The following is a 21,747-nucleotide window of genomic DNA, read 5'->3' as shown; positions in this document are numbered from 1 at the left end:
AGTCAACAGTGAACTCGAATTTACTATTCCGATGCTAACGGATTTGATATCATTACTAACTAAGCTGTCGCGCATTTAAATTGCATATTCAGGGCGGGCGGGACGCCCACCCCACTCATTGTTGGATTGTTTTTTGACAGACAATTTAAATACCACAACAGCTTACAAACATTTTTTATTAGGGTAATTGACCGGATAGGAGATCGAAGTTTGCAGTAATGCCCGATCGCCCTAATGCAAATTTGTTAACTTGGCTAAAACGGTGGCGAAGTGAGCGGGTTCGATCGGCTTTGTTAAGTGTTCGTTGTAACCAGTGGCGATCGCCTGATCGCGGTCTTCTTCGCTAGCATAAGCTGTCAGCGCCACCGCCGGCAAACGCTTGATTTTGTCTGATTCCGACGATCGCACTTTGCCGATCAGCCAGTAGCCGTCCTCAATGGGCATACCGATATCACTAACTAAAATATCCGGCGGCGACTGCTGTAAAATGTCGATCGCCTCCGCAGCCGTTGCAACCGCAGTCGCAGTCGCCCCCAACTGTTCGAGGGCCCCAATCAAAAACTCGCGGTTGTCGGGTTCGTCATCAACTACCAACACCTTTAAACCTGCCAAAATACCCGGACGAATTTGAGGGAATTTGCTTTCCTCCCTCAACTGCGGCTGCTGACTCCGACGCTGTTTGAGCGGCAGTTTCACCGTAAATGTCGCACCCTTGTCTTTACCGGGACTTTCCGCCGTCACAGTGCCGCCGTGGAGTTCCACCAAGTGCCGGACGATCGCTAATCCCAGTCCCAAACCGTTTTGATGCCTCGTAAGCGAACTGTCTGCTTGTCGGAAGCGATCGAATACGTAGGGCAGAAACTCAGCAGAAATGCCCTTTCCGGTATCGCTGACAGTAATTTGCACGTAATTAGGTGATGAGGAATTGGTAACAGCTACCGCAGATAAGCGCATTTTTACAGTTCCTCCAGAGGGCGTAAACTTGACGGCATTAGTCAGCAAATTCGACATTACCTGCTGCAACCTCTGGGCGTCGCCCCACATCAAGTTGACTGCGGGGTCCAATTCTGACGAAACGGTGACAGACTTGGCCTGGGCTGCAAAACGAACAGAATTCAGAGCAACCTCGATCGTCGGTTTCATGATGAACCAGCCGGGTTTCAGAGCCAGCTTACCTTGAATAATCCGGGAAACATCGAGCAAATCTTCCACTACCTGCACCTGCACCTTCGACTGACGCTCGATCGCTTCCAAACCGCAAGCTAAATCATCTTCCGTATAGGGGAGGGCGCGCAGCCTCTGCGCCCAGCCCATAATCACATTTATAGGCGTGCGGAGTTCGTGGGAAAGAGTGTCTAGAAACTCGTCTTTCCGGCGGCTGATAGCTTCTGCTTCCGCCCGCGCGGCCTGTTCGCGCTCGAGCAACTGAGCGCGTTGGGCCTCGACTTGCTTGCGCTCGCTGATGTCGGCGACGATCGACATACAGTTGATATTGCCGTTGCTGTCGCGGACTGGAGTTGCCCACAAACTGATGTCGATCGAGCTGCCGTCTTTCCTTTGGCGCTGGGTTTCCATGCCGGCGATCGCGTTTCCTTCGCGAATTCCTTTCAAATTAGCCGTGAATTCCTCCCGCTTGTCTGCAGGAACGCTGGGTATAAATTGACCTACCGCCTCTGATTCGGGCCAGCCAAAAATCCTCTCGGCGGCTGGGTTCCACATTTTCACAGTCCCGTCCTCGCAGTCCAAAACGGTAACTGCTAGGGGACAAGCCTGAATCAAGGCTTCTAAAGTTTGATGGATGTGCGATCGCGCTGCTTCTGCTTGTTTGCGAGCGCTGATATCGACGTTCACCCCGATCATCCGCAAAGGCAAACCCCCATCGCCCTGAAACACCCTAGCCCTGCAAGCAATCCAGCCCACGCTTTTGTCCGGGCGGCAGATGCGGAACTCTATGTTTAATTCCTCCCCGGACGCCCCCGCAGCTTTTACCTGCTGTTCGGTAACAGCGCGATCGTCTGGATGCACCATTTGGGCCCAACTTTGATAGCTGTCGATAGCGCCGGCCGGCAGCCCGTACAAAGCCTCTAACTCCGGCGTACAGGCGATATCGCCGGTTTGGACGTTCCATTCAAAAGTTCCGATTTTGCCTGCTTGCTGAGCGATTTGCAGCCGTTCTTGATTGTTTTTGAGTTCTGCTTCCACGCGGGATATCTCGGTCAAGTCGATGAAGAATGCGACGATCGTCTCGGGTTCGCGATCGTCCGGGGACAGAGTGGTTCCGCCCATCAGAATCGGCACGCGGCTGCCATCTTTGCGGATGTACTCTTTCTTGAAAGGAGTTGCGACTCCCTTAGCCCGCAGTTCTTGGGCCGCTAAGGCGTCGAGGTGCAGGTATTCGGGGGGGGTCATCCTGTCCCACCGCATTTTACCCGAGAGCAAGTCTGAGCGGGTGTAGCCGACCATGTTGAGCAGGGATTGGTTGGCGTAGGCGATGCGGCCGGTAAAATCGCCGATCGCGACTCCGAAAATATTTGACTCGAACAGCCGCCGGAATATGGCTTCGCTTTGCTGCATTACCCGTTTTGCTTCTTTGCGATCGGTGATTTCGGCAACCACCGTGCTAACTCCCAGCAGTGTTCCTGATTCATCGTTCACGGGGTAAAAGCTGATTTGCCAATCCCGCAAAACTCCCGGCTGTTGCTTGGTTTCGGCCTTAATTTCCAAGTCGAGCACGGGGGTTTGCGTCGCCAGCACTTGGCGGTAAATCCGCTCTACCATATCGGCCATTTCGGGAATTACTTCCCTAACGGTGCGCCCGAGGTGCTCTGCGATCGATCTGCCGTTGATCGCAGCGAGGCATTCGTTCAGGCGGATGTAGCGCAAATTGGTATCGACAAAGCACAGCCCGACTGGTGTGGTTTTGTAAACTAAGTCGAGTTCTGCTAGTTGGCGGCGAATGCGTATTTCGTTTTCTCGAAGTTGATTTTGGGCTTGTTTGCGATCGGTGATATCGAGTACGAAGAATGCTCCTTTGTCTTTGCATCCTTGGAAGTTTCCGCCGCCGACTAAAACTGGGAAGCGCGTGCCGTCTTTGCGGAGATATTCTTTTTCAAAAGGCGCGCAACTTCCTTCTGCTTCGACTTGCGCGAGGGCGACGCGATCGAGTTCTAGATATTCCGGCGCCGTAAGTTCGAGCCAGCGGATCTGTCTCGAAGCTAAGTCTTCCCTTGTATATCCGATCATTTCCAGTAAGGCGTCGTTAGCGTCCGTAACTTCCCCGCTGGCATCCCAGAAACCAATGCCGATTATGTTAGATTCTACCACGCTGCGGAAGCGCATTTCGCTTTCCCGCAAAGCTAATTCGGTTTGTTTTGCTGCGGTAATATCTGTGATAATTAGGCCTACTCCGATTATTTCTCCCCTTTCATTTTTCACTGGGTAGTAGTTGGCGAGCCAGTAGCCGAAATATCCTGGTTTTCCCGGAGGTTCGCCGCTAATTTCTAGGTTTAAAAGAGGCTGACCGGTTTCTAAAACTTGTTGAATTATTGGTGCCCATTTGGCGGCGCTTTCTGGAAACAATTGGCGGAAGTCTTTACCAATATGCTGTTCGGCGGGCAAACCGTGGAGCTCGGCTAAAACTTGATTGATACGGATGAAGTGCATTTCGCGATCCAGAAAGCAAATCGCTAGGGGAGATGCTTCTAATAGCGAGTCAATTAAGGCGAAGGATTGCGATGTTTGAGATAGTGCTTGCTGCGCTTCTGTGTAAAGTCTGGCGTTGTCTAGGGCGATCGCCACGCGGTATGCTAAATCTTCTAGCATTGCCATGTCTTCTGCACTGTAGCGGCGGCCCAACTTCGAGGTAAAGCAAGTGATGGAACCCATTACCCGCCCGCGGGCTTTCAGCGGTACGCAAGCGTGAGATCCGATATTGAGCGATCGCAATATTTCCAATTCTGCTGCATTGTCGGCTCCTGCTGCTAAAATTTCCTCATCCACTTCGGCAATTAGTTCGGATGTTCCGGTGCGGATTACCAGGGGATAGCCGTTAACAGCATTCTCGGCGATCGAACTGCGGATTCTCAAGTTATTAATAGTATCAATCGTGGAGGGCTCTGCGTGAGCCACAGCCACTAGCCGCACTTTTGAGTCGGTTTCGGTCAAATGAATGCAGCACCCGTCGGCGATCGAATTTATTGCTAATTCTGCTACCTTTTGCAGCGCCGTTTCCCCGTCAAACGCATCAGCCAGCATTTTGCTGACTTCTGCTAAAAATGCCGAGCGCTGCTGTTCAATTTCCGCTTTTTCCCTCGCTGTTTGCTCGATTGTTAACTGCAATCTTTGAGTTTCCGCAAGTTTTATTTCTGTGATATCGCGAGCGACAATTAAGGCTGATTCTGGTACGCCATTTTTGTCCAATTCTGGAACTACGTGGGATTGATAACTTCGGATACCGTTGATTGAGAAAGCCTCAAATTCGATAATTTCTTTTTGACCTGTTTCTAACACTTTGTGCAGGGTTTCATCCCACATCTGGCACTGTTCCGGCGGCATTCCTATTTCTTGACTGGTTTTACCCAGGAAGAATGAAATTGGTTTTCCTTGGCTTCTTTCTACTGCTTGATTGACATAAATATAACGCATATCTTTGTCAGCGCGAATAATGATATCTGGCGTATTTTCTAGCAGCGTTCTCAGTTGCTGTTCGCTGCTTTTCAAAGCTGCTTGCGCTTGTTGTCTTTCGGTCACATCTCTCACCGTGCCCACGTATCCGATGAGTTCGCCGGAGTCCGAGAACATCCGCGAGGAACAAACGTTAATCCAGCGCACAATGCCCTCTGGTGTTTGCAGGCGATACTCGATCGCATATTCTCCACCTTGCCGAGTATAATCCAGCCATCGGCTCAATACGCGATCGCTGTCTTCCGGGTGAATGCACTTCTCCCAACCGTCTCCTAAAAGTTCTGTCACACTTAAGCCGCAAATAGCCTGACAGCGTGGGTTTGCATAGGTGTAGCGCCCCTGGGAATCGGCCATAAAAATGCCGACTGGCGAACACGAACTTAAACAGCGAAATCGTTCTTCTTGAGCTTGCAGCGCTTCTTTAGCTACTGTTAGTTCTGCTGTGCGTTGTTTGACGTGGCTTTCTAGGTTAGTGTAGGATAAAGCTAGGGCTATTTCTGCTTGTTTGCGGTCAGTAATATCGATGCCTGTTCCTATCACATATTCCACCAAACCCTCGCCATCTAAGGTCACAGTATTAGACCAAGAAATTAAGCGCTGCTCCCCATTTTTAGTGCGCCAATAATTTTGATATTCGCTGTGAAAATTTTCGGCTTTGAGCTTGGTAAAAACTGTTTTAACGGGTTCTATTTCTTCGGAAATCAAAAATAAATCCCAAACATATTTATTGATTACTTCTGCTGCCGAGTAGCCTGTAGTTTTTTCGCAAGCTTGGTTAAACCGGACAATCCGTCCTTGGCTGTCGAGAACTACAATCAAGCAAGCTGTGGTGTCAACTATTTGGGAAATAATCTTACGTTCTATTTCTACTTTTTGTTCTGCGGAATTTAAGCCAGCATACCAAGCGATAACCATTGCAGCGGCCAAAAGTAAGATTGCAGGAGCTGCCTGGAAGGAAAACAGTAACAGAGTTGTCAGCAGTAAAGCGGTGCTGGCACTAAATAGAGCAATTTTGTAGGATGTAATGGGTGAGGCCAAGACCTGAAACCAACTCATTTTTGTTGACCTGTAGCGATGGCGCGATCGCACTATTGCTTATGTCGATGAAACAACCTCGTTAAAACTTAGTTAAAACTAAGTATTTATTTTTTCTCTACAAAACCACATTTGTGGGTCGCGTGCCATCTTCCCAGAGACAGATTGGCAGCGGGATTGGTGCTGAATCAACTGCTATCATAGATCCAGGGACAAATTAGATTATCTAATTTTTGGGAGCAATAAGCGAGTGAATGACAAGCTGGCAAAAATTATCGGGTTATTTTTCGCAGCCGCCACCCTCTTTGGATTCGTCGGTTACGCGCTTCAATATCCCAACGCAGGTAGCAGCTCAGCGATATCGATCGGCTTCCCCAATCTTACCACCCTGGCCGTCGGGGCGATCGACAACAAACGATCCCAAATCTATCTCAACGGAACTTGGCAATTTGTCCCCGCAGTTGGCAACCCCCAAAACCCCCCCGTCTCTCCAAATTGGGGTTCCATTTCGGTGCCTGGAGACTGGCAAAAAGAAAACAACGAATCCGTACCCGGAATCATCACTCGCGGCAGCGGCAAAGATTGGGAAAACTTCAACAGTAAACAACTATCAAAAGCTTGGTATCAGAGAAATATAGACATTCCCGGCGACTGGACAAACCGCCGAATTTTTCTCGACTTAGCCAGAGTCAGCACAGATGCAGTCATCTTTGTCAACGGCATTAACTGCGGTCAAATCCCATGGCCCTACGGCACTATTGAAATTACCAAAGTAGCAAAACCAGGTCAAAACACCATATCTATTTTCGTCGTGGCAGTATCCGACGAAAAAGAAAAAGCCGTCATCATGGACTCCACAGAAATTTACACAGAAAAATCCAAGTTGCAATCGCGGGGAATCATCGGCGAAGTGCGGGTTTTCAGCGTTCCCCCAGGCCCGCTAATTAGCGACCTATTCGTCCAAACTTCCACCAGAAAAAAGCAAATTAAATTAGATGTAGAACTCAAAGACGTTGCCCAAAACGGTCAAGTTGAACTAATCGCGCAAATGCTCGACCAAAAAGGCAAAGTAGAACAAAAATTTACCGGAACAGCTCAGGTTCAAGCTAAACCAATTCAAACCGTACAAGTCCAGTGGAATTGGCCAAATCCCCGTCTTTGGGATGTCGGCAAACCAAACCTTTACACCCTGAAATTAGAAGTAAAAGGCAGCGGCGTTAACACGCAATACGACCAACCTTTTGGCTTCCGCGAATTTTGGATAGAAGGGCGCAAATTTTTCTTAAACGGAACCGAATTGCGGCTGCGACCAAACATGCACTCCGATTCTTGGGAAGGCGGGACAGTAGAAGTTTCTGACAGGCTAATTGACAGCTATGTAAAAGCCGGTTTTAACATAACAGAAATGTGGCCTTGGAATCACGACGAACGGGGTAAGTGGAACTTCCGAGAGTTATTTTCCGAAAGAGCAGACCTCAAAGGTTTTCCAATTATAGCTCCCGCTTTAGACATGACTCCTCTGGCTTGGAGCGGCAAGTGGAATAACCCCCAGTGGAAGAACCGCTGGAAAGCCCTAATGGTGGCAGAAATGCGCCGCTACCGCAATCATCCATCAGTATTAATGTGGGCGACAAGTCCTAATTTTTTCGCCAACGCTGACGACCAAAATCCCCGTCGCATCGGCAAAAGAAAAGTAGAAGGAACTATCAGTCAGTCGGAAAACGAGCGTTTGCGGGCCAACACTCCCCTAGGAAATGAGGCTTTAGGTGCGATTAAATCGGCAGACCCAACCAGACCTGTCATGATACACCACGGCGCCAACTTCGGCGATGTTTATGGGGTGAATACTTATTTAAATATGATTCCCTTGCAAGAACGGGAAGAGTGGATTTCGGAGTGGAGCAAAACCGGGGAAATGCCCTACATGGCAGTCGAGTTTGGGACTCCTCTGCACGCAACGATGATGCGGAACCGCAAAGGTTTTGGTCAGGTAATTGTCAGCGAACCTTGGATGACAGAGTTTGCTGCAATTTATTTGGGCAAGCAGGCTTACGAGTTGGAAACTGCCGCTTATAAAGCTAAAATTCGCGAGCAATTTGTCAAGGGTCAGGAGTATCAAAGCTGGCATGGTAAAAAAGAGTTAGATTTTGCACCAGCTTTTCAAAAGTTGCAGCAGTTATTCAGTACAAATACTTGGCGGAGTTGGCGGACTTTTGGAATGTCTGGGGGGATGATTCCTTGGAATGACGGACACGGTTGGGAAATTTCCGAGGCTGGCAGAAAAAAGGTCGATATGGGGGGATTTCAACCTGGTCGCCGCGGAGTTTATTTGAAGCAAGTCTCGAATCATCGTTTGAATTATTTGCAGCCCGAAGCTTACACTGTTCATCCTGGGGGCGAGGCAATTATGAAGAATAATAGCTCGACTTTGGCTTGGATTGCTGGTGCTAGCCCGGTTTTTACTGCGAAAGATCACAATTTGTTGGTGGGCGGAAAACTGGCAAAGCAAGTAGTGTTAATTAACGATACGCGGGCGCCACAAGAATTTTCGTTTAATTGGCGGGTTTTGGAGGGGGGGAAAGAAGTAAAAAAAGGCGAGCAAAAAGGGAGAATTGAGTCGGCAGGCACGCTGTTTTTCCCAATAGACGTAAATTTGCCAAATACCATTTCTAGCAAGGCTGACGGCGAAATTCGCTTGAGTGCACGGGTGGGCGATCGATCGCATTCTGATACATTTGCTTTCCGGGTTTTTCCCAATCAAGCCAAAAGCAAGGATACCCTGACAATCTTCGATCCAGCGGGCAAAACCTCGGCAATGTTAAAACAGTTAGGTCATCCGCTTGTACCGTGGAATGGTTCGCAAGTTTCATCGCTATTAATTATCGGTAGGGAAGCGTTTTCGAGCGGGCAACAATTGCCGGGAAGTGTAGAAAATTTTGTCCGAAACGGTGGCAAAGCAATTGTGTTTCCTCAGCGCAGGGATTGGCTGAAAAATACGGGTTTCCGGGTTGCTGTCCACGTCAGCCGCCGCGCTTATCCAGTTGACAGCAACCATCCCGCAATTAGCGGTTTAGACAGTGAAGATTTGCGGGATTGGGTTGGGGAAAGCACGCTGCTTGAAGCTTATCCAGATACGATCAAAACTGGCCCTAATTTGAGTCCGGCAAATAAACCTTGGTACGGCTGGCGTTGGGGAAATCGCGGCGGTGTCAGTAGCGCTTCAATTGAGAAACCGCACCGCAGCGGTTGGCGCCCCATTTTGGAATCTGAGTTTGATTTAGCTTATTCGCCGCTGATGGAATTGGATTACGGAAAAGGGCGGCTGATTTTAAACGAGTTGGATTTGGAAGACCATTATTCTGTAGATGCTGCGGCGGCGCAGTTAGTGCAACAAATTGTGAGTTACGGGATGAATTCTCCGGTGGTTGGAAAGCCGGATAAAGTGGTTTTAATAGGGGGAGATGGAGATGCCCAAAAGTTGGACAGTTTGGGGGTAATTTATCAGCGCGCTAGTTCGCTTTCTAATGATGTTGGTATGGTCATTGTGGGGAGAGAAGCGAATCTGAAAGATGCAGATTTGCGCGGTTATTTGAATGCTGGCGGGAAGGCGTTTTTCTTGCCGCGTCAAGTGCCTGTTGCGGGTTTGGGCGTGGGTTTGCAGCAAGCGCAGGATTTTGGGGGTTCGCTGGCGGTTCCGAGTTGGGATGAGGTGAAGGGGGTTAGCGCCTCAGATTTGCGATCGCGCTCTTTTTATGATACTTGGTTGATTAAGTCTGGGGGAGAAATCGGCGCTGACGGTTTGTTAAGTCGGGTAAAAGTTGGCAAGGGTGTGGCGATTTTCTCTCAGATTGAACCGGACAGTTTGAATGCTGATACTAAGACTTATTTGCGTTTTACTCGCTGGCGGCAAACCAGGGCAAATGCTCAGATTTTGGCTAATTTAGGGGCGAGTTTTAAAGCGGATGGTTCTGTGTTTAACGGTTCGAGTCGGGAGTTTTATCACTGGGATTACAAGACGGATTTTGAGAATGGGGACGATCCTTATCGGTATTATAGATGGTAGACTTACCACTCTATTTTTACGGGATAGTTCGCTAGTATGGAATCGCCACTCACCAGCACAGCGTCTTCTACAATCGCTTGAGAAATTAACAGGCGATCGAACGGATCTTTGTGATGGTTGGGTAGGCTATCCAAGGTAAAAAGATGAGTTAAATTAATAGGTAAGACTTGTATATTATTAGTCTGTTGCTGACTTTCTATAAGTTCTGGTAAAGGCAGATTGAGACTCAGCTTCCCCAGTTGGAGCTTGATTTGCATTTCCCAAATGCTGCCCAGGCTTAAAAGCAAAATATTTTCTGGGTTTTGGCACAATGCCAAAGCCTTTGGTGAAAGCTTTTGGGGAGAACTATCCCACCAAATGAATGTATGAGTATCCAGCAGTAATTTCATAGATTCCCTGTCCAAAATTCGTCTGGTAACGGTTCATCAAAATCATTACTTGTCCAGATTGCTCCTGCGTGCAATCCCGCTGTACGCTGCTTAGTGGGGGATGCAATGGGCGCTAAACGGACAAGGGGAATGCCGCCTTCTGTGAGAACAACCTCTATGCCTTTAAGTGCTAGAGATAATAACTCTTTTAAATTTGTCTGTGCTTCTTGCACGTCAACTGTTTTTGTCACCATTGCAGTTATCCAAGCTAGGGATTAAAAGTGCGATCGAACAGAGATTAGCAATTTCAAGCTTAAATTGCTGATTTTATTATACTGTTAAATATCAAAGGTCAAAGTGTCGCCTGAAGCGCGGGTCTAGTTTGTCGGTTTTCTTTTGGTTGCAGGTGCCGCAGAGGGTTTGCAAGTTGCTGATGTCGTTGCTGCCGCCGCGGGCTAGGGGGATGATATGATCGATCGTCAGTTGGGTTTCTAGTTTGGTTTGACCGCAGCTTTGGCATTGGTATTTATTGCGGGTGAATACATATTTTCTGACTTCTGGGGGAATGGGAATTCTTGGGGTTTTAGACATGATGATTTTTAACCGCAGATGAACGCGAATTAACGCAGATGTTTGATGGATTAGCTGGGTGAGTTTTCTTGAGGGAGAAGTTGGCGACGCAAATCATCGAGGGGGGATTCTGGTTTGCTAGTTTCTGATTCGTTGTTTTCTGGTGTTTCTTCTACTTCAGGTTCGTCGGGGCAAAACTCTATAGTGACATTGAGTTTGAGTTTAATCTTTCCTTTCTTCCAGCCATTAGCACCCACTCTGAGAATTTCACAATCTATACCTTCACCAAACCAGTTCTCATATAAACGACGTGTTTGATCGGTAGTTAAAGGTACATCAATATTTAGGGCTTGCTGGCTTAAGAACTGATTGAGTGTTTGTCCTAACCCATTTTCAGGCAAAACTCTATTTACTGTTTCCTTGAGTTTTTCTACTTTAAGCATTGCGTTACCGAAAGATAAAGCATCCTCATTACCGCAGTTGTGAAAATCAAATTTATCTTCCATATTGATCTAACCTCATAGGTTTTTTAGCCATGAATTTTAACTGCAGATGAACGCGAATGAACGCGGATGTTTGATGGCTCAGTCGGCAAATATTTCGTCAAAAATGTCATTTTCCGCACTCAGCCAATCTTGATAAGCTTGGGATACAAGCATCGGTTGAACAGATTCTTTCCCACTTTTCAAGAATAGGGCTATGTTCAGAAGTGTTGCTAACTTATCCTCTGGAAGTTGTTCGATGATTGTTAAAAGTTTTTGGCGAATATTCATAGGATTAAAGTCGCTCTTTGTTAGCTATTATAGCACAATAAACAGAATCAAGAGAGCGGCGAATTCTATTCGCCAAAATAGCACTCATTCACCATCCACCGCAACGCTATCATTTTGCCCGATTACCGGCAACAAATGCTCGTGCAACTTCATCGCCTGCAAACAACTATTAATCCCAGAAACCGCCCGATCGTACTCTTGAATCTTCTGCTCATTCTCAGCTTGCCGCCGCAGATTCCCAGCAATCTTTTCCTCCGCCTCCTGTGCCAAAGTTTGTTCCAAATAATCGCGGGCTTGACTGTATTTCTGCAAAATATCATCAGCTTGCTTTTGGGCCAGCGGCAACAAATGCTCTTTCAGCGTTTGGTTGACAGTTTGGCGGAAAGTTTGCCGAATAGTTCTAGATACTTTCGGCTCAAAATCCAGCCGCAATAATTGCCGAATTGCCGGTTGGGCGTCAACCATGTTTTCGCAGTCGTAACCTTGAGAAGTTTGCTGCAATGTTTCCCGGAATTGATAAATCGAAAATGTACCTTCGTCGTAAAAACGGGGACTTTCTCGCACGTAGCGATCGCACTCAACGCCCGCCGCATTTACCAAAGCCTCAGAAACCCGCTTTGATAACTCCTCTAACTGCTGTTCAATTCCCCCGTCATTCCCCAACAACCGATAAAGTAATCGATAGTATTCAGACTTGCGAACGCTATCTTTCAAATACTGGAAATAATTATCAACCAGTGACTTAGTAGCCTCTACTAAAATATCTTCCAACTGATTCGCTAAATAGTAAAGTGCCTCAACTAAAACAGCAATTAAAGGTGCTGTGGCATTGCGGGGATGATTCCGCAAAGTGCGTCCGTAAGCCGCCTCAACAGAAAATCCGTCTAACAATTCATCCAAGCGCCGGATCATCCGAGATTGCAATTGCCGAAAGTCTGTATCGAAAATATCGCATTTATTCATAATCATTTCATTGACTTCTTCGGCGATATGTTCCCTAAAATCCTGTCCGACTTGCTGCAATTCTTGATTTAGCCGCAAAAGTTCTTGTGCTTTCATTGCTTCAATTTCGCGGGGCTGGCTGTCCAAATTCCGCTGAATTGTTTGGTAATGTTTCCGCAGTTGAATGCACAAGTCTTCTAAGTCGTCAGCTAAATTTTTGAACAGTTGCGGGCGTTTTTCTTCGGTGAGATAACGGGTGATGGCTGTGCGAAAATCTTCGATCCCGCTATCTTGAATTAATTGACCAATTAATGGTTGTCCTTGCTCTGCCAGAATCCGCACGTAGTTTTCATTGGGTGTTTCGTAGCTGTTAACTGAAATGCGAAATTTGCTCGGAGATAGCTTGCCGGAGTTCGCACAGTAGCGATTAAATTCACTAACAAATTGCGGAGTTTCTTCACTATTACCGAGCAATTCTGAATCTAATTTATCATCTCCAGAAACTCGCCCTTGACTGCTGGCAAAGATGGTATTTAAACCAAAGCGATCGCGCCCTGTTGTCCCTCGAATCAAACTTCCGTAAAATCCCAACAATCCGCTAGTTTTGTAAACTCTCGCAGTATCGCGAAAGTCGGAATTAATCAGATTTTCTAAGCGCTGTCGCAGTTGCGTGTTGTACCAAGTTTCGTCGATGCGGTTGAAAATGTAAAACAGTCGATCGCGAATTCCCGGATTTCCCCGTGTTTTTTCCATCAACTCGGTTTCCTCCGTCGTCATTTCCCCAGACGAAGCCGCTTTCAACACGCAGACAACCGCCGAAGTATCCGGGCTTTCAATCTTATCATAAGTCAATTCTGCATCCCGCTGCACGGGCGCATCAATCCCCGGCGTATCGATAATAATATTGCCATCTTGTAGCAAGGGATGATAACAGTAATATTCAACTCGCTTGAGTACAGCACTGTTGCTACCGCGACGGGCATAACTAGCAGCTTCCTTGAGATTGGAAAAGTTAAACTGTTCCATCGAGTAGGTAGCGTTTTCGAGAGTTTGGATGCGATCGCGATTTGCCTCAAAACCTTCTAAAAGCAGCATCAAAGCCTTAGCTTTTTTGGCTAGCTCGGATTTATTTTCGCCGCCTTCCGTTTCAATAATTATGTTACAGCCCTGAGACAACAGCGACACTACATCTGTTTGATTAATATTAAGTTCAGTAGTTAAACCTAACTGATGGCAAAGCACAGAAGCTTGCTGGCGAATCTCAAACTCGCTCAAAAAAGTTAGAACAACGCGCTCTTTTTCCGGCTCAGCAAAGGCGATATAACATTCCGTACCTGTCGCGTGTCCTTCTGCACTGTAGAGCAATTCTCGCTCCAGCAAAGCATTAATTAACATAGATTTTCCCGCACTGAAAGCGCCAGCAAACACAATTTCAAACTCAGGAGAAATTGCCTTTTTCAGAGAAGCTTGTACCGCCGTGATATCTTGTTGTCGCAAAGACGATTCCTGACGCAGCAGTTGCACTAAAGAATCAACTTGCTCTTGCAGACTGGTGCATTGAGGGGGCATTTGAGTCATGGCGGCAGACTGCTCCTGATTGGGGGAAAATTACCTTATTGTTAATTCTCTGCTAGTTCAGGAATAATCACAACAGTAATTTTACTTATGCGATTCAGGATTGCTGAAAGTGCGATCGGCTATTCTGGCGACAAATCCTATCGTTTACGGTTGTTTCGGAATTATTAAACCGCAGAGGCCGCAGAGGGCGCTGAGTTAGAGAAGAGAGAGATGAATAATTGGTATACCCACGGACTTGATATCATCTATTTACAGCCAAGTGGCTAAATCTGATATGTCAGTAAAATTTAGCCCAGCATCTCCTAATTTTTCGTACACGATTAGTAGTAAGGCGCGCATTATTGCGCCCCTACAAAATTAAGCGGGCGCATTGCGTACTCTACATTAAACCGATAAATCCTGACGCGGTTTAAAAGACTCAACCTGCCGCAACTTTTCGTATAATTCCCGTTCCTCCTCACTAATTTCTTTGGGAATTAACACCTGAATTTCTACCAATTGATCGCCCCGATCGCCATTTCCCGTCGGATAGCCCTTGTTAGCCAGCCGCAACCGCTTTCCAGACGTTACTCCCGGTGGCAATTTCATCTTTACCAAGCCATCCAGCGTCGGTACTTCAATATCTCCGCCTAACACCGCTTCGCTGGGAGTCAGAGGCAATTCGCAGCAAATATCTGACATTTCCAATCGAAAAAATTGATGGGGAGAAACCGTGATTTTCAAATATAAATCTCCGCCACCAATACCTTGATTTCGCAAGCGAATCCGCTGGCCTGATACCATAGCAGGAGGCAGATTCACCTCGATCGCTCGCCCATCTTCCAGACGAATTCGCTCGGTACCGCCCGAATAAGCCCTTTCTAAAGGCAGAGTTAGCCTGGCCTCAATGTCTCTTCTCGTTTCGCGATCGACTGTTTCCCTAATTTCCCGTCGCATTTCGCGATCGGCTATATCCCTTCTGATTTCGCGATCGACTATCTCCCGTCGCATTTCTCGATCGACTGTTTCTCGTCGCATTTCGCGATCGACTGTTTCTCGTCGCATTTCGCGATCGTCGAAATCCCGTCGCATTTCGCGATCGTCGAAATCCCTTCTAGGTGGGCGAGAATTAGCAACATAACTCGTTTTCTTAGAAGCCGTACTCCACGGTTCAGAGGAGGCTACTCCCGGTGCATCATTCGCTGTCGCCATCCTCACTTCCCGGCGTCTTCCGAGCACTTGGTCGAGAAATTTATTAAAATCCGAGTAATCACTAAAATCGACCTCTTCGGCCGGTTTTTTGCGGGTTGTTTTACTGTTTCCCCAAGTTTTGAAATTGGGAAGTCGTACCCCTTGCTTTCCTTGAAATCCCTTTTGTTTCCAGAATTTACTAAACTGATCGTATTGAGCGCGCTTGTCGAGATCGGAAAGAATATCATAAGCTTCATTAATATCCTTAAACCTATCTTCAGCAGATTTATCACCTGGATTTACATCAGGGTGCAACTGTCTGGCTAGCCGTCGATAGGCTTTTTTTATCTCATCAGCCGTGGCATCTTTGGGTACTCCCAAAATTAGATAGTAATTGCGAAAATTCTGCATAGTTGGAGAAGGAAGAAGGAAGAAGGAAGAAGGAAGAAGGAAGAGGGAAGAAGGAAGAAGGAAGAAGGAAGAGGGATGAGGGATGAAGGAAGAAGGATAAGGGATGAAGGAGGAGGGATGAGGGATGAAGGATGATGTTTTATCCTTCTAGTTTGTTGATTGTACTGACAATTAATCGGGTGAGTTCATCTGCTTCTTTGATAACTGGTGAGATTTTTTCTGGTGCGGCTAACCCTACTCTTTCAGAAATCACTAGATGAGTATCCAGTTCTCTGAGCGAACCGAGAGCTATTCGCAAATATCGAATATACTCTTGTCTAGTAACACGCCCATATCCCTCCGCAATGTTAGCTGGTACTGATACAGATGCACGGCGAATTGGACTGGTAATACCATAAATTTCCGAGGAATGAAAAAAATTAGTTAATTCATAGCAAAGTTGACAAAGATAAATACCCCGCTGCCAGATGTATTGTTCTCTATGGGTCATACAACATAATTTTCTCCTTACTTATCATAGTAATCTTTATCTAATTCAAAGAAGTCTAGTGTAGGAGAGAAGAAAGAAAGGATCTGAGAAGAATTAGGAAAAGAGCTGTCACAAATTCTCTGCTGAAAATCCGTTATTTTCCTTCTTCCTTCTTCCCTCTTCCTTCTTCCTTCTTCCTTCAATTACAGCCAATCGTCGTCATCATCCCAATCGTCGCTTTGATTTTGATAAGGGCGAGTGGGGCGATTAGCACTGCTTCTACGATCGCCCATACGATCGCCCATACGATCGCCCATACGATCGCCCATACGATCGCCCATGCGATCGCCCATGCGATCGTTCATACGATCGCCGGTGCGATCATAGGGGCGATCGGGAATTGGATCGACAGTCGATCGCCTGTACGGCTTAGCATTGGTATAATAGCTGCTGTCATCGCTGCGCCGCTTGGTACCGTCGCCCGTAAAAGTCCGCTTCACAGACTCAAAGAAATCGTCATCATCGTCATCCATCGCAAACGCGGAAACTTCCCGGCTCAAATCGTAAAGAGCATCCTGCAAATCCGAACCAACTTGGTCAACTCCGCGCTCATCATTGCGTTCCAAACTGTCTCGCAATTCGCGAATTAAAGTTTCAATTCGCTGGCGGCTTCTTTGAGCAAACTGCATTCCGCGATCGAGCGCAACTTCCCGCAACTGCCGCTCGGCTTGATAAGCTAAAGCTTCAGCGCGATTGCGTTTTTCCACCTTTTCCCGCTGCAACTTATCAGCTTGAGCAAACTGTTCTGCATCGCGAATCATTTGATTCACTTCCTGCTGAGTCAGCGTCGAAGCACCTTGCACAGTAATGCTTTGTTCCCTGCCGGTAGTTTTGTCCAAAGCAGTCACCAACAGCATCCCGTTAGCGTCAATATCAAAAGCTACTTGCACCTGCGGAATCCCTCGCGGTGCCGGCGGAATTCCAGTTAGTTTAAACCGTCCCAAAGACTTATTATCTCTGCCTAATTCCCGTTCCCCTTGGATCACGTGAATTTCTACCACAGTTTGGTTGTTTTCAGCAGTCGAAAAAATGTCCGATCGCCTGACGGGAATAGTAGTATTGCGAGGAATCAATTTTTTCATCACCCCGCCGATAGTTTCCAAACCCAGCGACAGCGGCGTCACATCCAACAGCAGCACATCGCGGACATCCCCACCCAAAATACCCGCTTGAATTGCCGCACCCACCGCCACAACTTCATCGGGATTCACATTTTGATTGGGTTCTCGATCGATCAAACTGCGAACCACTTCCTGCACCAAAGGAATCCGAGTCGAACCGCCGACCAACACAACTTCATCAATGCGAGAAGGACTCAAACTTGCATCAGCCAAAGCTTGTTTGACTGGCCGCCGCAGCCGCTGCACCAAATCTGTGCACAGCCCCTCAAATTGACCGCGAGTCAGCCGCGTTTCTAGATGCAAAGGCCCATCTTCATTCGCATCGATAAACGGCAAATTAATCTCCGTGACACCGACTCCCGACAGCTCAATCTTGGCTTTTTCTGCCGCTTCGATCAAGCGCTGCAAAGCTTGGCGGTTGCGACGCAAATCAATTCCTTCTTTTTCTAAGAATTGTTCTGCCAACCAGTCAACAATTTTAGAGTCAAAATCATTGCCACCTAATTGAGTGTCGCCGCTAGTTGCTTTAACTTCAAATACTCCGTCTCCCACGTCTAAAATCGACACATCAAAAGTACCGCCGCCCAAATCAAACACTAAAATAGTTTGACTTTCTCGCCTCTCCAAACCGTAAGCCAAAGAAGCCGCCGTCGGCTCATTTAAAATGCGCTTGACATCAAGTCCGGCAATTCGTCCCGCATCTCGCGTCGCCTGTCGCTGCGAGTCGTTGAAATAAGCGGGAACAGTAATTACAGCCCCCGTTACCTCTTGTCCCAGATAGCGGCTGGCTTCATCAGCCAGTTTCCGCAAAACCATCGCCGAAATTTCCTCTGGGGCAAAATCTTTTTTCAGGCGGGGACACTTGATTTTGATGTTCCCGTTTTCGTCGCGGCGAGTTGTGTACGGGACGCGCTTTGATTCTGGAGTCAGTTCGGTATATTTGCGTCCGATGTACCGCTTGACGGCGTAAAAGGTGTTTTGCGGGTTGAGAACAGTCTGGCGTCTGGCCATCTGTCCCACCAGGCGTTCTCCTTCCTTTGTGAAAGCGACTACCGAGGGAGTTGTCCGCATCCCTTCTGCATTGGCAATCACAACCGGTTTGCCGCCTTCCATGACGGCTACTACTGAGTTTGTTGTTCCGAGGTCAATGCCAACTACTTTACCCATGCGTCAGTTGTCTCCTGTGGCGTTGTGTGTAGCCTTTTCAATATAAGCGTTAAGTATGATTGCATTTATTGTACCGCGTCGAGAAGCGGGGGCTGCGGGGGGATTGCCTCACTTTGGTCAAGCGGCTGCGGTTGGCTGGCTGCGATCGCTCCCCTGGTGGATGTGCGAGATCCTGCGAGGAGTAGGAGTGTCAACTTGGGAAAGCCGTGTATGTCCATCTTTTGAGAGCCAAAAAAAGTTGAGAATTGATTAACTACTGCCTTTTGCTAAACTAAAAACAGCTAGCAGGATTGTTGAGCAAACAGGAACATAAAAATATGACTGTCAACTCTGTTCAAAATTCAGAAGCCTGTCAAGAACACTGGATCGTTGACGTGCAGCATACCAACTGCTGCATTGTGGGAGGTGGGCCGGCTGGTGCTGTTTTAGCATTACTTTTAGCGCGGCAAAACATTCCAGTCATGCTGCTAGAAGTTCACAAAGATTTCGATCGAGAATTTCGCGGGGATACGCTGCATCCCTCAGTAATGGAAATTATGGAGCAATTGGGTTTAGCAGCACAATTGCTGGAATTGCCTCATACAAAAATGCGCCAACTCACCATCCAAGCTGCTGGAAATACCGCCACACTCGTAGATTTAGCCTGTCTTAAAACCAAGTATCCTTACATCACTATCCTTCCCCAAGTCAAGTTTCTCGAATTCATCATTGCCGAAGCGCAGCGCTACCCCAGTTTTCAGCTAGTAATGGGAGCTAACGTACAAGAAACGATCGTAGAAAATGGGGTTGTGTGCGGAATTCGATACCGGGGACGCGGGGGATGGCATGAAGTGCGATCGACCCTCACTGTCGCTGCAGACGGTCGCTTTTCCCGCCTTCGCCAATTAGCAGGTTTTGAACCGATTAAAACTTCCCCGCCGATGGATGTCCTTTGGTTTCGTTTGCCGCGCAGTCCCCATGATGTCCAAGAGTTCGGCGTGGGAGGGCGAGCTGTTGGAGGTCATTTATTAGCCATAATTGACCGCTTGGATTATTGGCAACTCGGTTATATTATTCTCAAAGGCAGCTATCAGAAATTGCGCGACTCAGGAATAGAAGCTTTGCAAAAATCTGTTGCTGAATTAGCACCAGAATTTGCAGATAGGGTCGAGCAACTGAAAGATTGGTCGCAAATTTCTTTTCTGTCCGTTGAATCGAGTCGCCTTCCCCGCTGGTATCGTCCCGGTTTGGTCTTAATTGGGGATGCCGCTCACGTCATGTCGCCCGTAGGCGGTGTGGGAATTAACTATGCTATTCAAGATGCTGTCGTGGCGGCTAATGTACTCAGCGCGTCCCTGAAAAATAATCACTTGCATCTGTGGGATTTGGCAGAGGTGCAGCGACAGCGGGAGTTGCCTACACGCATCATTCAAGCATTTCAGTCGTTTGTACAGGAGCGAATTATTAAGGGGGCATTAGATACAAATCGACCGTTTACACCGCCACTTTTGTTGCAGTTACCAATTTTGCGAAATATTCCAGCGCGATTAATTGGTTTTGGATTAAACCGGGTTCAGGTGCGAAATCAATGAGATACACCTATACTTAAGTTATACCTATCATCAACATAGAGGTAGCCTGAAGGGCCGGATTAGAAGTATTGCAGTCACTTGGGCAATGGTGCAGAAGAACGGGACAGAACGCCTTTGTTGCGATCGGGTGAACAGGAAACTAAGCCGGGTAAATTCTGGATTTATGAAAATGTCATCCGTCCGGCATTTTACGGGATTTATGAAGTAACTAAGGCTAGCGTTGAAGTCTATCACCCGATCGAAGATAGGTATCAATTAGTTGCTGCAAATGAGCGCGGTCATTATCCCATTGAACCGTTAGGAGTGGAATTGGGAATTTGGCAAGGAAGGTATCAAAATGTTGAGTTACCTTGGCTGCGTTGGTGGGAGAGTGCAGGAAATTTGCTGTTATCGGGAGTAGAAAGAGCTCAACAAGAGCGGGAAAGAGCCGATCGCGAACAAGAAAGAGCTCAACAAGCCGAAGACCAATTAGAGCAATTGCGGGCTCAGTTGCGATCGGCCGGAATAGAACCGGAATTGTGAATTGCCTGCAAGGGCGATCGCCCCCATCCCCAGCGATCGCACGTAAAAACTTTACAAGGGCGATCGGGAACATCGATCGCTCCTATTGAAGCTAAAATCGAACAACAACCCAAAATAAATCTATGGGACTCTTTGACAAGATTCGCGGCGAATTTGTCGATATCATCGAATGGTTGGACAATACCAGCGATACCATTGCCTATCGATTCGAGCGCCACCAAAACGAAATTACACAAGGTGCTAAACTAACTGTACGGCCAGGACAAATAGCAGTCTTTGTCAGCGAAGGCCAAGTTGCCGATATCTTCGATCCGGGAATGCACGAACTGTACACCCGCAACTTACCCGTTCTGGGCACCTTAAAAGGTTGGCCCTACGGTTTCAACTCTCCCTTTAAAGCAGAAGTCTACTTTTTTAACACCAAAATATTTACCAACCTGAGATGGGGAACCTCTAACCCTGTAATTATCCGCGATCCCGAACTCGGCCCAGTGCGAATGCGGGCTTTTGGCACATACAACATTAAAGTTTCTCATCCAGAACAACTCTTAAAGCAACTAATCAGCACTGACGGACTATTTCAAGTAGATGAAATCACCGATCAACTCCGCAATACAATAGTCAGTGCCTTTGCCAATTGGGTTGGCAGTTCCCGCGTTCCCCTGCTGGACTTTGCAGCCAACTACACCCACATGGGCGAACAGGTGCGAGTTGCCATACAGCCAAGTATCCAGCAGTTTGGCTTAGAGTTAACTCAGCTATTAATTGAAAATATCTCGATGCCGCCTGAAGTTGAAGAAGCACTCGACAAACGAGCCTCAATCGGACTTCTGGGAAATATGCAGCAATATACCCAATATCAAGCTGCTAACGCTATAGAAGCATCTGCAAATAACCCTAGCGGCGGCAATCAAGCATTAGAATTTGGCATGGGAATGGCACTAGGTCAGCAAATGACAAATATGATGCAGCCGCCAGCATCGCAGACTCCGCCGCCACCTCCCCCGCCAATACAAACTCAGTGGTATATTGCCCAAAACGGTCAACAATCAGGCCCTTTTGAATTACATCAACTTCTGCAAAATGGTTTGACACATCAGGTAATGGTGTGGCGTGCGGGTTTTGACGGCTGGAAGTTAGCATCGCAAGTGCCGGAATTAGCATCTTTGTTGGCGACAGTACCGCCGCCTCCCCCGCCAGCCGCCGCCTAAATTTTTGTTTGCATATTTAGTTAATTGGTAATT

The 21,747-nt window shown here is 47.4% G+C and carries 14 protein-coding genes and 1 pseudogene; 5 read left to right on the top strand and 10 right to left on the bottom strand.

The features are described 5' to 3' along the window. Positions 1–231: 231 nt before the first annotated feature. Positions 232–5,739 carry a PAS domain S-box protein gene (locus QUA62_RS18665; protein WP_333405860.1) on the bottom strand — a complete coding sequence of 1,836 codons (5,508 nt, stop codon included), beginning with the start codon at positions 5,737–5,739 and terminating at the stop codon, positions 232–234. A gap of 229 nt (positions 5,740–5,968) precedes the next feature. Between QUA62_RS18665 and QUA62_RS18660 the strand changes: the two genes are divergently transcribed. Beyond that, positions 5,969–9,781 (top strand): sugar-binding domain-containing protein, encoded by a 3,813-nt coding sequence (locus tag QUA62_RS18660; protein ID WP_333405859.1) that lies wholly within the window; start codon positions 5,969–5,971, stop codon positions 9,779–9,781. A 2-nt stretch (positions 9,782–9,783) separates the two neighbouring features. Here the strand turns inward: QUA62_RS18660 and QUA62_RS18655 are convergent, their stop codons facing one another. The 9 genes from QUA62_RS18655 to dnaK all read right to left on the bottom strand — a co-directional run bounded on the left by QUA62_RS18655 (position 9,784) and on the right by dnaK (position 18,410). After that, positions 9,784–10,170, bottom strand: coding sequence for a type II toxin-antitoxin system VapC family toxin (locus QUA62_RS18655; protein ID WP_333405858.1), 387 nt, complete (start codon positions 10,168–10,170; stop codon positions 9,784–9,786). Continuing rightward, positions 10,167–10,403: a toxin-antitoxin (TA) system antitoxin gene (locus QUA62_RS18650; RefSeq protein ID WP_333366796.1), complete on the bottom strand. Its 237-nt coding sequence runs from the start codon at positions 10,401–10,403 to the stop codon at positions 10,167–10,169. Before QUA62_RS18650 ends, QUA62_RS18655 begins: the two co-directional genes overlap by 4 nt. A gap of 91 nt (positions 10,404–10,494) precedes the next feature. Next, positions 10,495–10,740: an HNH endonuclease gene (locus tag QUA62_RS18645; protein WP_015179287.1), complete on the bottom strand. Its 246-nt coding sequence runs from the start codon at positions 10,738–10,740 to the stop codon at positions 10,495–10,497. Positions 10,741–10,790: 50 nt separating this feature from the next. Next, complete coding sequence (locus QUA62_RS18640; RefSeq protein ID WP_333405856.1) at positions 10,791–11,225, bottom strand: KGK domain-containing protein; 435 nt, start codon at positions 11,223–11,225, stop codon at positions 10,791–10,793. 78 nt (positions 11,226–11,303) lie between these two features. Continuing rightward, positions 11,304–11,492: a hypothetical protein gene (locus tag QUA62_RS18635; RefSeq protein ID WP_333405854.1), complete on the bottom strand. Its 189-nt coding sequence runs from the start codon at positions 11,490–11,492 to the stop codon at positions 11,304–11,306. Between the two features lie 84 nt (positions 11,493–11,576). After that, positions 11,577–14,012: a dynamin-like GTPase family protein gene (locus QUA62_RS18630; RefSeq protein ID WP_333405853.1), complete on the bottom strand. Its 2,436-nt coding sequence runs from the start codon at positions 14,010–14,012 to the stop codon at positions 11,577–11,579. A gap of 384 nt (positions 14,013–14,396) precedes the next feature. Next, positions 14,397–15,593, bottom strand: coding sequence for a J domain-containing protein (locus QUA62_RS18625; RefSeq protein ID WP_333405851.1), 1,197 nt, complete (start codon positions 15,591–15,593; stop codon positions 14,397–14,399). Positions 15,594–15,732: 139 nt separating this feature from the next. Beyond that, entirely contained in the window at positions 15,733–16,083 is a 351-nt protein-coding gene (locus tag QUA62_RS18620) for a four helix bundle protein (RefSeq protein WP_333405849.1), read from the bottom strand. 182 nt (positions 16,084–16,265) lie between these two features. After that, positions 16,266–18,410 carry a molecular chaperone DnaK gene (gene dnaK / locus QUA62_RS18615; protein ID WP_333405847.1) on the bottom strand — a complete coding sequence of 715 codons (2,145 nt, stop codon included), beginning with the start codon at positions 18,408–18,410 and terminating at the stop codon, positions 16,266–16,268. A gap of 55 nt (positions 18,411–18,465) precedes the next feature. Between dnaK and QUA62_RS18610 the strand changes: the two genes are divergently transcribed. The 4 genes and pseudogenes from QUA62_RS18610 to QUA62_RS18595 all read left to right on the top strand — a co-directional run bounded on the left by QUA62_RS18610 (position 18,466) and on the right by QUA62_RS18595 (position 21,714). Beyond that, positions 18,466–18,663, top strand: a complete 198-nt coding sequence (locus QUA62_RS18610; RefSeq protein WP_333283470.1) for a hypothetical protein — start codon at positions 18,466–18,468, stop codon at positions 18,661–18,663. 64 nt (positions 18,664–18,727) lie between these two features. Beyond that, positions 18,728–19,981 carry an FAD-dependent oxidoreductase gene (locus QUA62_RS18605; RefSeq protein WP_333283471.1) on the top strand — a complete coding sequence of 418 codons (1,254 nt, stop codon included), beginning with the start codon at positions 18,728–18,730 and terminating at the stop codon, positions 19,979–19,981. An 81-nt stretch (positions 19,982–20,062) separates the two neighbouring features. Further along, positions 20,063–20,503: pseudogene (locus QUA62_RS18600) on the top strand (Uma2 family endonuclease); the annotation flags it as partial. 122 nt (positions 20,504–20,625) lie between these two features. Continuing rightward, positions 20,626–21,714 carry an SPFH domain-containing protein gene (locus QUA62_RS18595; RefSeq protein WP_333405845.1) on the top strand — a complete coding sequence of 363 codons (1,089 nt, stop codon included), beginning with the start codon at positions 20,626–20,628 and terminating at the stop codon, positions 21,712–21,714. Positions 21,715–21,747: the final 33 nt, after the last annotated feature.

The organism is Microcoleus sp. MON1_C1 (assembly GCF_036701945.1).
GTDB lineage: Bacteria > Cyanobacteriota > Cyanobacteriia > Cyanobacteriales > Microcoleaceae > Microcoleus.
Note: the sequence above shows the minus strand (reverse complement) of the source record. Positions and strands in the feature narration are given on the sequence as shown.